Origin of the sequence: Paraburkholderia sp. A1RI-2L, from assembly GCF_048957375.1 — a bacterium.
Lineage (GTDB): Bacteria > Pseudomonadota > Gammaproteobacteria > Burkholderiales > Burkholderiaceae > Paraburkholderia.
The window spans coordinates 217,990-230,937 of sequence record NZ_JARBTA010000005.1 but is presented as its reverse complement, the minus strand read 5'-3'; the positions used below and the strand labels follow the sequence as shown (position 1 = coordinate 230,937).

Here is a 12,948-nt window from a genome sequence, read left to right as displayed (position 1 = left end):
GATCGAACAGTCTGTTGGAGCGGGGCCGCGAGCGATCCGAATGCCCACGAATGGTCACGCATTGGCCGACATTGCCTGGCACTATTTGAATTTTTCATGAGATCGCCTACGCGCGAAAACGCACCTTTGCCCCCGGGAACGCCAACTGCTGATTCGTTTGCTGCGTCATTCGAGTGATTCCCGTACGCCATGCCTCCAGTCGAGGTCACGGTGCGCCGCCTCGGGCACGGAAAATGCGCGTTCGTCGGCAAAACTCCGACCCACGCAGGGCAAGCGCCGGAATACGCCAACCCGGGCAGTGTCCGGGGAGCAGGAAACCGCGAAAACACGGGCGCACGGTGTCATAACCGTGCGAATATCAGCGAGTGCGCGTCGCACAGGCAAAAGAAGCATGGCTACCGTATTACTCGTAGACGACGATATCAATGCCCTGAACGCGCTCAAGGAGCTAGTCGGTCAGGAAGGCTATCGGGTCAGGACTGCCGGGGATGGCACGGATGCGCTCAAGACCGCGCTCGCCGATCCGCCCGATGTCGTGATTTCGGATTGCATGATGCCGCACATGGACGGCCTCGCATTGATGCGGGAAATGCGCCGCAACAGCGCGCTAGCAAACGTGCCGATGGTGCTCGTCTCCGCGCTCGTCACGCCGCCCGCCGACGCGGACCTGATCGGCTTCCTGCGCAAGCCTTTTGCCGTCTCGCAGTTGCTCGACATCCTGCATCGCGTCGCCATGCCTTGAATCGTCCAACGTGTCATGCTCGCGGGTGCAAGCCCCTCATAAAGCCCGGAGCAACGTTGGCCCCATGACCTCGAAGGACCGCCGCCGCTTTTTGCGCAGCGCCACCGCAAGCGCCATGCTCAGCCTCTTTCCGCAGGCCATCCGGCGCGCGCTCGCGATACCGGCGAGCAACACCACCGGCACGATCCGGGACGTCCAGCATGTCGTGATCTTCATGCAGGAAAACCGCGCGTTCGACCACTATCTCGGCACGCTGCCCGGCGTGCGCGGCTTCGGCGACCGCATCACGATCCCGCAACGGTGCTCGGGCCCAACGGTTTTCATCGCCGCTTCACTGGCAACGTGAGTGCCGCATCGCGCGCGCCCGCCATCGAAATGCGCCTGGCCTACGACGAGGCCGCCAACACCCTCGTGATCACAGTCGCCAATAGCGGGCCCGCGCAGGCCGGGTGCACGGTGAGCGCAAGGGCCTATCGCGCCGACGCTCCATGGACGCTCACCGTCCCCGCACAGGGCCGTGCCGGGCAACGCTGGCTGCTCGATGCGTCGGGCGGCTGGTACGACTTCACGCTGAGTGCGTTGAACGGCGCGGACGAAATCACGCGCCGCCTCGCGGGGCGCATGGAAGCCGGCAGGGACAGCATCAGCGACCCCGAAATGGGCATCGCGCGCCGACCAGCATGCGCGAAGCGAGCAGTGAGCCCATGCCCGCAGTACACTGCCGGTTCCGCTCACGCCGGCCATCCCTCTGACTGAGGGCGCAGTGACGGCGCGTTTCACCCACGCTTTGCATGAGACAGGAGCAACGATGAAAATCGATTTGTCAGGAAAGCTCGCGCTGGTCACCGGGTCGGCAGCGGGCATTGGGCTCGCCACAGCCAAAGGGCTTGCCGGCACCGGCGCCGGGGTGATCGTGAGCAGCCGTCACGAAGCCCACGTGCGCGACGCAGAAGCCGCCGTGCGCAAAGCCGTGCCGGGCGCGCAGGTGCGGGGTTTCGTCGGCGACCTCTCGAACGACGCGGGCTGTGAAGCGCTCGTGAAAGCGCATCCGCGGGTGGACATTCTCGTGAACAATCTCGGCGTCTTCGCGCAGGAAGACTTCTTCGCCATTCCCGACAGCGAATGGCTGCGCTTTTTCGAAACCAACGTGATGTCGGGCGTGCGGCTCTCGCGTGCCTATGCGGGCGACATGGTCGGGCAGGGCTGGGGGCGCATCGTGTTCATTTCGTCGGAGTCGGGCCTGAATATTCCCGCCGACATGATCCATTACGGCATGACCAAGACCGCGCAGATCGCGGTGGCGCGCGGCCTCGCCAAGCGGCTCGCCGGCACCGGCGTGACGGTGAATTCGGTGCTGCCGGGCCCGACACTTTCGGAAGGCGTGGCAGCGATGCTCAAGGACGAAGTCGCGAAAACGGGCCAATCCATCGAGGAAGTCGCCGCGGCTTTCGTGCAGCAGCACCGCGCCTCGTCCATCATCCGCCGCGCGGCGAGCGTGGACGAAGTGGCGAACATGGTCGTCTACGCATGCTCGCAGCAGGCTTCCGCCACCACCGGTGCGGCCTTGCGCGTGGACGGCGGCGTAGTCGACACCATCGCCTGAGATTGCTATGGGATCCTGATCGAGATCGCGGCGCACCGGACCGGGAGGTCTGCTCGACGACGACGCCTCCAGCACGAAATGCCCGCAATGCCTGGAATGCCCGCAACGTCCCAGGCGCCTGAAACGCGATGGCCCTGCCCCGCCTTCAACGCACGCGGGCCAGAATCCGGCTCTCCTCGTCGACCTCGAGCAAAACGGTCTCGCCTTCGCTCGCCGCTGCTTCGAGCCTTGCGATCACGACCGGCCCGGCATCGGTGCGCACGCTCGCGAGATGCACGGCGCCCGGCTCGCTCGCCCCAACGCGGTGGCTCACCGTGGTTGCGGCAAGCACCGTGCCGCCCGACACCACCGGCTTCGCCCATCGAGCGCCGCCACACGCCGGGCACAGACAGCGTGCGGGAAAAAGCGTCCTGCCGCACGCGGCACAGCGAAACACTTCGAGCGTCGTGGTCTGTTTCATTGCGAATGTCCTGCCGCTTCGAGCACCACGGCGTTCGCGCACATGCCGTAGCGGTATTCGACCATGCCGTAGCCGCTCACCAGCGCGAGCCGCGCGTGCTCGACCTGGCGCTCGCCCGCTGCGCCGCGCAATTGCATGACGGCTTCCACGAGGCCGTGCATGCCGCCCGCAGCGCCTGCCTGTCCCGCCGATAGTTGGCCGCCCGAGGTATTCACCGGCAGCGTGCGCGACGCGATGCGCGCAATCAGCGCGCGTAGATCGCCGTCGGGCGCGAAGCCCAGGTCCGCGAGCTGCACGAGCGCCATGACCGGATAGTCGTCGTAGACCGAGACCACGTCCATGCGGGCCGGCGTCGCCTGCGCCTCGCGCCAGAGCTCCGGGGCAAGTGCCGCCAGCGAAGTTTGCAGGCCGTCGCCCATCTGGTGATCGGCGTTGTAGCGGCATTGCAGCGCGCGCACGCGCACATGCCGGCCTGGCTTGACGAGGTCCGCGCGCGCCACCACGAGCGCATTCGCGCCGCACACCACGGGCACGCAATCGTAACGGCCCAGCGGAGCGGCCACGAGCGGCGCGTCCAGATAATCGTCGAGCGTGAGCGGTGTGCGATAGACCGCGAGCGGGTTGAGCGCGGCCCACGCGCGCTGCGCCACGCATAGTGCGCCGTAGTCGGCGCGCGTCAGTCCGAAGCGCTTTGCATGTTGTTGCGTGAGCATCGCGAACAATGCGTTCGGGCCGCCGCTTTCGAGCGGACGCAGCCAGGTCCGGGTGGTGAGGTTGTAGTGATCGACGAGGCGTCTGAAATCGGCGGGCTCGAAACTGTCGCCCGACACCAGCACGATGACGTTCGCGTCCCCGCACTGGATCGCGCGAATCGCGTGTTGCAGCAGATTGATCGCGCTTGCGCCGCCGTGGCAATCGTCCATGCACCAGCGTGGCGAGAGACCCAGGCGCCATGCAAGATCGATCGCGTGGTCGGGTCCCAGGGTGAACGAGGCCACGCCCAGCCCGTCGATCTCGCGCGCGGCGAAGCCCGATTGCGCGAGCGCCGCCGAGAATGCCTGCGCGAGCAGGTCTCCCGTCGAGAAGCCGCTCGCCTGACGGCGATACGGCACCTCCACACCCGCGCTCAGCAAGACGCCGTCATATCCGCGTGATGGCATTGATTCGTGTTCCTTATCGTGCGTTGTCGTATGGGCCATTGCATGTGGCGCCGCGCACCGTTTCCCGCGTGCACATGAGAGCAATCACCGTAATGGCTCCCATCGCCATCAGCATCAGCGCGACGGGCCACGCCGTGTGATACTTCGCGAGCAGCGCGGTGGCGACGAGCGGCGAAAGCCCGCCCGCAAACACCGAGGCAATCTCGTGGCCCAGCGCCATGCCCGAATAGCGCACCTCCGTGCTGAAAAGCTCGCCCATCAGGCTCGGCTGCGTACCGATCATCGCGCCGTGGCACACCGCGTTGCCGAGCAGCAGCGCGAGCCAGATGAGCGCGGGCGCCTTGGTGTCGAGCAGCCAGAAGAACGGAAACGCCGCGACGATGAGCCCCACCGCGCCAATCAGATACACGGGCTTGCGGCCGATGCGGTCCGAGAGCCGGCCCCAGAGCAGCATCGTCGCGAGTTCCACCGTCATCGAGACCATCACGCCCGCGAGCATGACCGCGCCCGGCACGCCGATGAACTTGCCGTAGACGAGCGAGAAGGCGAGGAAGATATACGAGCCGCCGTTCTCGGCCACGCGCAACCCCATGGCGACGAGAATCGCGCGCGGATGTTTGCGGATCGCGTCGAGCACCGGCATATGCGAAGTCCTGCCCGCCGCCTCGGACTTCGCGAATTCGGTGCTCTCCGGCAGCGTCGAGCGAATATAGACGCCTACTCCGAAGATGACGATGGAGAGCAGGAAAGGCACGCGCCAGCCCCAGTTCATGAAGCTCTCGCGCGGCAGCATCTGCACGGCGAAGAACACCGCCGCCGAGAGCACGAATCCGCCGCCCACGCCGATCTGGCTCCACGACGCGTAAAAGCCGCGCTTCTCCGGCGGCGCGGACTCGCTGATCATCAGCACGCCGCCGCCCCACTCGCCGCCCGATGCAATGCCCTGCACCACGCGCAGCAGCACGAGCAGCGCGGGCGCCCACAGGCCCACTTGACCGTAGGTGGGCAAGAGGCCGATGAGGAAAGTCGCGCCGCCCATCAGCGAGAGGGTCCAGACCAGCGCGCCCTTGCGCCCGTAGCGGTCGCCGATATGGCCGAACAGCACGCCGCCGAACGGGCGGGCCGCGAAACCCACGGCAAAGCCCGCAAATGCTGCGAGCGTGCCGATGAGCGGATCGGTGCCGCGCGGAAAGAACAGCTCGCCGAAAACGAGCGCCGCCGCCGTGCTGTAGAGAAAGAAGTCGTACCATTCGAGCGCGTTGCCCGCGACCGACGCCATGACGATGCGGCGCAAGGCGCGCGGATCGAGTGCATGCGCACGCGTGCGCGCGTCTGCGTGCGACGCGTCGGTTGCACCGGCGGAACAGGTTTGGATATTTGCCATGCTGCTGCCTCCTCGTGCCTCTGATGGGCTATCGTGACTCGCTGGTGCCGCCGTGTCTCATGGGCGGCGTTGGGGATGCTGCGCTCGTGCGCTGCGGCTAGGTCCGCCCGAGCCGGTAGCCCGACGTTTCCAGGTCCCACGCCGTGACCGTAATGCCGGCCTCGCGCAGCTTGTACTTCTGGATCTTGCCGTTTTCCGTGCGCGGCAGATCGGCCACGAAGTCGAGATAGCGCGGTACCGCGAAATATGGCAGACGCGGCTCGCAATAGCGGATCAGGGCGAGCGCGTCGAGCGCCGCGCCTTCGCGCAGCACCAGCGCGGCCATGACTTCGTCCTCCGCGAACTCCGACTTCACCGCATATACCGCTGCCGTCTCAACCGCGGGGTGACTCAACAGCACCTGCTCTACTTCGTATGACGAAATATTTTCTCCGCGGCGCCGGATGGCATCCTTGAGACGATCGACGAAACGATAGTAGCCGCTCGCCTCGCGCACCACCCGGTCGCCCGTGTGAAACCATAGGTTGCGCCATGCCTCCACGGTTTTCTCGGGCATGCCGAAATAGCCGCTCGCGAAGGCGAACGGCGTATCGGCGCGCAGAATCAACTCGCCCGCCTCGCCATCGGGCACTTCGCGGTCGTTCTCATCCACCACGCGCGCATCGAAACCCGGCACGAGCTTGCCGATATAGCCCGCGCGCTGATCGGCAATGCCACCGCCGAGCACGAAGTTCGTCTCGGTCGAACCATAACCGTCGAGCAGTGCGATGCCGCAGCGTTCGGTGAATTCCAGCTGAAAATGCCCCGGCACGCCCGGCGCCAGCGCGATGCGCACATGGTGCGCCCGCTCCTGAGCGGACGCGGGGCGGCCCAGCAGAATCGGCACCATCGCGCCGAGCACGTACGTCACGGTAGCGCCGGTTTCGATGAGCGAGGCGAAGAAGCCACTCGCCGAAAAGCGCCGGTCCGCGACCAGTTGCGCATCGGAAACCAGTGCCTGGAAAAACGCGTTGAGCGCGTTCGTATGAAAAAGCGGCAGGCACGTATAGAGCACGTCGCCGGGCACCACGCCCAGATGCCCCGCCGTAAGGCAGGCCCACCAGTAGAACTGGGCGTGCGGGCAGATCACCCCCTTCGATAGGCCCGACGTACCCGAGGTATAGAGAATCGCAAGCGCTTCGCCGTCGCCTATGCGCGGCGCGGGGAGCGGCTCGCCCAGCGGCGGCAGCAACTGCACCACGATTTCACGCGTCGCGGAGATACCGGCCGCCGGAGCGCCGCTGCCGTTGTGCGTTTCAGCGCTCTCGCCGCCCCTGGTGCTTTCAATCAGCCAGATCGATTCGAGCGCATGCGTTTGCGCATCGATGGCGTGCACCGCGCCCACGAGATGCGTTTCGGCCACCATGAGGCGCGCGCCCGAATTGCGCAGGATGTGTTCGAGTTGCATGCCGCGCGAAGCGGTGTTGACGGGCACGACCACGGCGCCCAGCCACCCGCAGCCCAGCACGATCTCCATGAACTCGCTGCGGTTCGTGCACAGCAGCGCGACGCGGTCGCCGCGCCGGATGCCGTGCGCCGCCAGCGCACCCGCGCGCCGTGCCGCGATCTCGAGTGCCTGTGCGCCGCTCCAGCTTGTCCTGCGGTCCGAGAACAGCGCAGCATCGCCGTTGCGTGCGGCGCGCGCCGCCAGCAAGGCCGGCAATGCAAGCGATTGCGCCTGCGCCGTCTCGCCGGCAAGCGCGGCGCCCGGGTTCATGCAGCCCATAAATCAGCCTCCTCGCAGTCTCACCAAAATCGATGAGCCCAGTCTAGGTTTGGGCTAAGATATCTGTCAAATTCATCAATATTATCAACATCATAAACATGGCTGATTTCAACGAAGCCGACCTGAATCTGGTGCGCGTGTTCCAGGCGATCCTCGAAGAACGCAGTCTCACGCGCGCGGGCCAGCGCCTGGGCCTCTCTCAGCCGGCCATCAGCTATGCCCTCGGCCGGCTGCGCGTGATGTTCGACGACCCGCTTTTCATTCGCTCTCCTGATGGCATGCTGCCCACGCCCACGGCGCAGCAACTCGCGCTGCCGCTCGGTCGCGCGATTGCGTCGATACGCGAGGCGCTGCGCCACGGCGAGCCGTTCGACCCAGCCACAAGCTCGCGCGAGTTCCATCTTTCGATGACCGACGCCGGCGAGCAGTTCTTCCTGCCACCGCTGTGCGAAATGCTTCAGCGCGTGGCCCCGCATGTGAAGCTGGAGGCGCGCCAGGCACCGGTGGCCGAGGTGACCGAGCAGCTGCGCCTTGGGCAGCTCGATCTGGCCATCGGCAATCTGCCGGCGCTCAAGCCGCACACGCACAGCGCCCTGCTTTTCGACGAACCCTATGTATGCATGACGCGCCGGCGCGCGGGCCTACCCGCGAGGCGCATGTCGCGCGAGCGCTTCCTGGATATGCAGCACATCATGGTGGTATCGAGCGAAAGCAGCCATCGCACCATCAACGACTCACTGCGCGCGGCGGGACTCGACCGCAAGATCGCGCTGCGCGTGCCGCATTTTTCGGTGGTGCCGCAAATTCTGCGGCGCACCGACTGGATGGTGGCCTTGCCGCGCCGCGTCGCGCGCTTCTTCAACGAGTACGATCAGTTCGTCATCTACGATTTGCCGGTGGCAATGCCGAGCGTGGAGGTCACCGTGCACTGGCACGAAACCTTCGAGAATGACGAAGGCAACCGCTGGTTTCGCCAACTGACGATCGAGACGCTGCGCAAGGTGTGAGGCGGGAAGCTCGTGAACGGTTGCCGCGTCGCCCGCGGGCAGCGCAACATCGCCTCAGCCCTCGCCCGGCACGGCCGGCGCGACCGGGACTTCGAGCCCCACCTTCACGCGGCTCATGCTCACGAGCGTCTTGAAGCGCTTCACATTGTTGTTCGAGAAAAATAGCTGGCGCGTAAGTTCGGTGTATTGGTCCATATTGCGCACCGCGAGAATCAGCACGAAATCCCATTCGCCCGCTACGTAATAGCACTGCTGAATCTGCGGACACTGCGCAAAGGTGCGCTTCATGGCGTCGAGCAAATCGATCTGCTCGCTCTCGACCTCGATGGTCGCGACAATCGTGATCGGATGATCGACTTTTTCGGGCGCCACGATGGCCGCGTAGTGGTCGATCACGCCTTCGTCGGCGAGTCGCCGCAACCGGCGGTTGACCGCAGCGGTCGAGAGATTCACGCGCGCACCCAATTCGTTCTGCGGAATCTGCGCGTCGCGCTGCACCTCCATCAGCAATTTGCAATCGAAAGCGTCGAGATTTGTCGCCATTTCACCATTGACCCGAGGTTCGTTTTCGCCTGGAAAAACGATATTTTTTTGCGTATACGGTCGCGATTATGAGACTTTTTCGCATGGCATGCGCAATATCATTTCCGGGTCGACGGCGTTCGCGCCGTGAATTCAAATCGTCGAGGCCACTTTGGCCCAGGAGCCCCCGTCACATGCCGCTCGCCCATTCCCGCGCCGCCCGCAGCCCTTACCCCGAGACGCTTCGCGCAATCCTGAACGTGAAATCGGCCGATCAAAGCCGCGCCTGGCTCGCCCATTGGGATTTGATCAGCCCGGAGCCGACGCCGCTCTGGGACCTGCCCCACGCCGCCGCGCAACTCGGCATCGCGCGGCTCGCCGTAAAGGACGAATCGCTGCGCTCGCCGCTGTGCAGCTTCAAGGCGCTCGGCGCGCCTATTGCGTTGATGCGGCTGATCGTGCGCCTCTGGCCCACCCACGACATCGATCCGCAAGCGCTGATCGCCGGCCGACATCGCGAACTCGTGTCGAACTTCACCGTCATCACCGCGACCGACGGCAACCACGGCAAAGCGCTTGCCGCAGCGGCGCAATCGATCGGATGCCACTGCGTGATCGTCCTGCACGCGAACGTCAGCTCGGAGCGCGAGCAAGCCATTGCGGCCTACGGCGCGCGCATCGTGCGCATTGCGGGCAATTACGACGAATCGGTGGAGCATGCGGCGCAACTCGCCAGGGACAACGGCTGGCACGTCGTGTCCGACACCTCCTATGAAGGATACGAAGCCATTCCGCGCGACGTCATGCAGGGATACGGCACGATCGCGGCGGAAGTCGTCGAGCAATCGAGCACAACCTCGGGCGAACCGGCCTTCACGCACGTCTTCCTGCAAGGCGGCGTGGGCGGTCTCGCAGCGGGCGTAGCCAGCTACCTGTGGGAGCACTACGGCGCGAATCGCCCGCGCTTCGTCGTGGTCGAGCCGCGCCAGGCCGATTGCCTCTATCAAAGCGCGCTCGCGGGACACGCCGCGAAAGCCACGGGTTCGGTCGACTCCGTCATGGCCGGCCTCGCGTGCGGAGAGACCTCGCCGCTCGCGTGGAAGATCGTTCAAGCGTGCATCGACGACTTCACGCTCATCGAGGACGACGACGCGGTAGCGGCCATGCGCGCGCTCGCCGCCGGGTCGGGTGACGACGTGCCCATCGTTTCCGGCGAATCGGGCGCGGCCGGCCTCGCCGGTCTCGCGAAGCTGCTGCACGACCCCGCTCTCGCTCATGCGGTGGAACTCAATGCGCAATCGCGCGTGTTGCTGATCAGCACCGAAGGCGCAACGGCTCCCGGCGTGTATGCGGAGCTCGTTGGCGAAAGCGCCGGCACGGTGGCCGCACGCCGCGACGAACGGACCGCACAATCGAACTCACAACCGGCGCGCTAACCCTGAACCGGCATCGACAAGGACGCATCCATGGAAAGCACCCTGCAAGGACAATTGAAAAGTTGGCGCCGGTATCTGCACCAACGCCCGGAAACCGGCTTCGAGGAAGTCGACACGTCCGACTACATCGCCGGCATCCTGGAGACGCTGGGCCTCGAGGTCCATCGCGGCATCGGCGGCACGGGGCTGGTGGCGAACCTCACGGTCGGCAGCGGCAAGCGCGCAATCGGCCTGCGCGCCGACATGGATGCGCTGAATATCGCCGAATGCGCGCCGGGCCGCGAACATGCCTCGCTCAATGCGGGAAAGATGCATGCGTGCGGGCACGACGGCCATATGTCGATGATCCTCGGCGCTGCCCGCCTGCTCGCCGAACGTCGCGATTTCGACGGCACCGTGCGCTTTATCTTTCAACCCGCCGAAGAGCATGGCCGTGGCGCGAAAGCGATGATGGCCGACGGCCTGTTCGAGCGCTTTCCCGTGGACGCGATTTTCGGCGCGCACAACATGCCCGGCATGCGCGCCGGCACCTTTGCGACGCGCGCGGACGGCATCATGGCGAGCGAGGATAATTTCGTTATCCACATCAAAGGACGAGGCACGCACGCAGCGCGCCCGCACATGGGCGTGGACCCTATCGTCATCGCCTCGCAAATCGTGCTCGCCTTGCAGACGATCGTTTCGCGCAATCTCGATCCGGGCCTGCAAGCCGTGATTTCATGCACGGAATTCATCACGGATGGTATCCGCAATGTCATTCCGTCGAATGTGATCATCAAAGGCGATACACGGAGTTATTCGAAAGAAGTGCAAACGCTGCTCGAAACGCGCATGCGGGAAATCAGCGTGGGCCTGTGCGCGACGCATGGCGTGGAATGCAGCTTCGAATACACGCATGAGTTCGCGCCCACGGTCAACTCGCCCGAATATCTCGATGTCGCCGTCAACGCCGCGCGCAACGTCGCCGGTGAAGCGGCCGTCGACGCGAACGTCCAGCCGATGATGATCTCAGAGGATTTCGGGGCGTTTCTTCAGGCCGTGCCCGGCAATTTCGTCTTCATCGGCAACGGCGATGTGCCCGAGCGCGGCGGCACGCCGCTCCACAACGCGCGCTATGATTTCAACGATGACATTCTGGTGACCGGCGCGCGCTATTTCGCGGAGCTCGCGCGGCTCGAATTGCCGGTTCGCTGACGCGCGAGTCGAATCGACATCAGACTTGCCGCGCGGGCGCGTGCCACCCGTTATGCCTGAACGAGGTGGCAAAGAACAAGACCTGATAGCGAATGGCATTCGACCAGTACGGCCACGTATGCCCGCCTGGGCGCTCGGCGTAATCGTGCGGCACGCCCAGCGCAATGAGCCTGTCGTGCAGCGCGCGGTTCGACTGCACAAAATAATCGCTCACGCCGCAATCGATGGTGAGCGCGATATGCGCATGCTCGAAACCGACCGCGTCCTCCACGATGGCATTGCGGGTCCAGAAGTCGGCGTGGAGCGCCGGATTGCCGAATACGCGGTCGATGCCGGGTTCGTCCTCGCAATTGCGCGGATCGACCGCGCCGCTGATGCTGCCGGCGGCGCCAAACGTCTCGCGATGATCGAGCGCGATGCGCAGCGCGCCAAAGCCGCCCATGCTCAGACCCGTGATTGCGCGCGTCTCGCGCGAGGCGAGCGTGCGGAAATGCGCGTCGATATACGACACCACCTCGGTGCCCACATAGGTTTCGTAGCGGCTCGCGGGATCGAACGGGCTGTCGATGTACCAGCTTTCACGGCCGCCGTCGGGCATCACGAGTATCACGTGATAGCGGTCCGCCAGCTTGCCGATACGCGTATTCGAGGTCCAGTCCGCATGATTGCCGCCCGAGCCGTGCAGCACGTAAATCACCGGATAGCGCGCCGTGCCGTTGCCGCGCGCGTAGTCGCCGGGCAACACCACGGTGGCGCCGAATGCGCGATTCATCGCCGCGCTGGGGATCGAGACGATTCTCGTCTGGAAGGCCCAGCCAGGCGCGCTCAGGCCCAGCGCGAAAAGCGAGGCCAGAAGTAGCGCGAGAGACTTGATGGGCCGAAACGCGCGGGCTGTATGCATGAAGTGGTCGATCTGGTTCGAACTGCCACGGAAGGCACGACACCTGCAGCGACTCTAGCAGCCGGCACTTACAGCCAAATTTCTGCGAACCCTACAACTCCATTCACACACGGCGCTTATTCCAGCGCTTTCATCAGAGCAATACCGACCCAGTTTCAATCCGATTATTTCGATGCGTGCAATGGCCCGCGATTGCATTACGAAAGCCGGGATTATTTTGTTACACGTCTTACGCCACGAACCCACGCTTGTTACAGAGACCTTTCATGTTGGTCGCTATACTCAGCACCGTCTTAAAACAAGTGGGCTAACCATGTCGAAAAAATTCATCCCGATGGTTGCGATTGCGGCGCTGGCCGCTGCGGTTTCGTTGCCCGCCACGGCTGGCGACATGAACAACGCGCTGGGTGGCGGGCTGGGCGGTCTGGCCGGCGCGGCAATCGGCGGCGCAGTGGGCGGCCCCACGGGCTCCGTGATCGGCGGCGCGGTGGGCGGCGGCGCAGGCGGCGCAGTCACGTCGAACCGCCGCGAGCGCACGGGCGCCATCATCGGCGGCGCGCTGGGCGGCGGCGCGCGGCACGGCAGCGGGCAACGCCATGGGCGGACGCAGCGGCGGCCTCGTTGGCGCGGCGTTGGGCGGCGGCGCCGGTGCCGCGCTCGGCGGCAATATCTCGCGCTCCAACTCTTATTCCAACGATTACCGCTATGGCGGTCACCATCGCCATGGCAAGCATCATCATTGGGACTAAGCCCTGATTGGGGACTAAGCCGTCA

General features: G+C 65.1%; 12 protein-coding genes and 2 pseudogenes. 8 read left to right on the top strand and 6 right to left on the bottom strand.

The features are described 5' to 3' along the window. Positions 1 to 391: 391 nt before the first annotated feature. The 4 genes and pseudogenes from PWP93_RS33840 (at position 392) to PWP93_RS33825 (ending at position 2,345) form a co-directional block, all read left to right on the top strand. The gene (locus tag PWP93_RS33840; RefSeq protein WP_421047913.1) at positions 392 to 742 is read left to right on the top strand and encodes a response regulator; all 351 of its coding nucleotides are present in this window, start codon (positions 392 to 394) and stop codon (positions 740 to 742) included. Positions 743 to 806: 64 nt separating this feature from the next. After that, positions 807 to 1,064 (top strand): annotated as a pseudogene (locus tag PWP93_RS33835) (alkaline phosphatase family protein); the annotation flags it as partial. 20 nt (positions 1,065 to 1,084) lie between these two features. Beyond that, entirely contained in the window at positions 1,085 to 1,498 is a 414-nt protein-coding gene (locus PWP93_RS33830) for a phospholipase domain-containing protein (RefSeq protein WP_421047912.1), read from the top strand. 52 nt (positions 1,499 to 1,550) lie between these two features. Continuing rightward, on the top strand, positions 1,551 to 2,345 hold the full coding sequence (locus tag PWP93_RS33825; RefSeq protein WP_421047911.1) for an SDR family NAD(P)-dependent oxidoreductase: 795 nt from the start codon (positions 1,551 to 1,553) through the stop codon (positions 2,343 to 2,345). 145 nt (positions 2,346 to 2,490) lie between these two features. Here the strand turns inward: PWP93_RS33825 and PWP93_RS33820 are convergent, their stop codons facing one another. The 4 genes from PWP93_RS33820 to PWP93_RS33805 all read right to left on the bottom strand — a co-directional run bounded on the left by PWP93_RS33820 (position 2,491) and on the right by PWP93_RS33805 (position 7,105). Beyond that, positions 2,491 to 2,805, bottom strand: a complete 315-nt coding sequence (locus tag PWP93_RS33820; protein ID WP_421047910.1) for a Zn-ribbon domain-containing OB-fold protein — start codon at positions 2,803 to 2,805, stop codon at positions 2,491 to 2,493. Next, complete coding sequence (locus PWP93_RS33815; RefSeq protein ID WP_421047909.1) at positions 2,802 to 3,965, bottom strand: thiolase family protein; 1,164 nt, start codon at positions 3,963 to 3,965, stop codon at positions 2,802 to 2,804. The genes PWP93_RS33820 and PWP93_RS33815 overlap by 4 nt, the downstream gene beginning before the upstream one ends. A 13-nt stretch (positions 3,966 to 3,978) precedes the next feature. Beyond that, entirely contained in the window at positions 3,979 to 5,349 is a 1,371-nt protein-coding gene (locus PWP93_RS33810) for an MFS transporter (RefSeq protein ID WP_421047908.1), read from the bottom strand. Positions 5,350 to 5,446: 97 nt separating this feature from the next. Next, positions 5,447 to 7,105 (bottom strand): ATP-dependent acyl-CoA ligase, encoded by a 1,659-nt coding sequence (locus tag PWP93_RS33805; RefSeq protein ID WP_421048079.1) that lies wholly within the window; start codon positions 7,103 to 7,105, stop codon positions 5,447 to 5,449. Positions 7,106 to 7,212: 107 nt separating this feature from the next. Here PWP93_RS33805 and PWP93_RS33800 point away from each other — a divergent pair, with 107 nt between their 5' ends. Beyond that, positions 7,213 to 8,121, top strand: coding sequence for a LysR family transcriptional regulator (locus PWP93_RS33800; protein WP_421047907.1), 909 nt, complete (start codon positions 7,213 to 7,215; stop codon positions 8,119 to 8,121). Positions 8,122 to 8,175: 54 nt separating this feature from the next. Here the strand turns inward: PWP93_RS33800 and PWP93_RS33795 are convergent, their stop codons facing one another. Beyond that, positions 8,176 to 8,664: an Lrp/AsnC family transcriptional regulator gene (locus PWP93_RS33795; RefSeq protein WP_421047906.1), complete on the bottom strand. Its 489-nt coding sequence runs from the start codon at positions 8,662 to 8,664 to the stop codon at positions 8,176 to 8,178. Positions 8,665 to 8,837: 173 nt separating this feature from the next. Between PWP93_RS33795 and PWP93_RS33790 the strand changes: the two genes are divergently transcribed. Both PWP93_RS33790 and PWP93_RS33785 read left to right on the top strand, forming a co-directional pair. Beyond that, entirely contained in the window at positions 8,838 to 10,079 is a 1,242-nt protein-coding gene (locus PWP93_RS33790) for a diaminopropionate ammonia-lyase (protein ID WP_421047905.1), read from the top strand. Between the two features lie 30 nt (positions 10,080 to 10,109). Continuing rightward, complete coding sequence (locus PWP93_RS33785) at positions 10,110 to 11,273, top strand: M20 aminoacylase family protein (protein ID WP_421047904.1); 1,164 nt, start codon at positions 10,110 to 10,112, stop codon at positions 11,271 to 11,273. A 19-nt stretch (positions 11,274 to 11,292) separates the two neighbouring features. Here the strand turns inward: PWP93_RS33785 and PWP93_RS33780 are convergent, their stop codons facing one another. Continuing rightward, on the bottom strand, positions 11,293 to 12,174 hold the full coding sequence (locus tag PWP93_RS33780) for an alpha/beta hydrolase (protein WP_421047903.1): 882 nt from the start codon (positions 12,172 to 12,174) through the stop codon (positions 11,293 to 11,295). A 313-nt stretch (positions 12,175 to 12,487) separates the two neighbouring features. Here PWP93_RS33780 and PWP93_RS33775 point away from each other — a divergent pair. Then, positions 12,488 to 12,923: pseudogene (locus tag PWP93_RS33775) on the top strand (hypothetical protein). Positions 12,924 to 12,948: the final 25 nt, after the last annotated feature.

Bases quoted from the DNA above. Each gene is read 5' to 3' on its own strand.
- PWP93_RS33785 (WP_421047904.1), top strand. From the start codon at position 10,110: ATGGAAAGCACCCTGCAAGGACAATTGAAAAGTTGGCGCCGGTATCTG.
- PWP93_RS33780 (WP_421047903.1), bottom strand. From the start codon at position 12,174: ATGCATACAGCCCGCGCGTTTCGGCCCATCAAGTCTCTCGCGCTACTT.
- PWP93_RS33825 (WP_421047911.1), top strand. From the start codon at position 1,551: ATGAAAATCGATTTGTCAGGAAAGCTCGCGCTGGTCACCGGGTCGGCA.
- PWP93_RS33790 (WP_421047905.1), top strand. From the start codon at position 8,838: ATGCCGCTCGCCCATTCCCGCGCCGCCCGCAGCCCTTACCCCGAGACG.
- PWP93_RS33805 (WP_421048079.1), bottom strand. From the start codon at position 7,105: ATGAACCCGGGCGCCGCGCTTGCCGGCGAGACGGCGCAGGCGCAATCG.
- PWP93_RS33840 (WP_421047913.1), top strand. From the start codon at position 392: ATGGCTACCGTATTACTCGTAGACGACGATATCAATGCCCTGAACGCG.
- PWP93_RS33810 (WP_421047908.1), bottom strand. From the start codon at position 5,349: ATGGCAAATATCCAAACCTGTTCCGCCGGTGCAACCGACGCGTCGCAC.
- PWP93_RS33800 (WP_421047907.1), top strand. From the start codon at position 7,213: ATGGCTGATTTCAACGAAGCCGACCTGAATCTGGTGCGCGTGTTCCAG.
- PWP93_RS33820 (WP_421047910.1), bottom strand. From the start codon at position 2,805: ATGAAACAGACCACGACGCTCGAAGTGTTTCGCTGTGCCGCGTGCGGC.
- PWP93_RS33795 (WP_421047906.1), bottom strand. From the start codon at position 8,664: ATGGCGACAAATCTCGACGCTTTCGATTGCAAATTGCTGATGGAGGTG.
- PWP93_RS33815 (WP_421047909.1), bottom strand. From the start codon at position 3,965: ATGCCATCACGCGGATATGACGGCGTCTTGCTGAGCGCGGGTGTGGAG.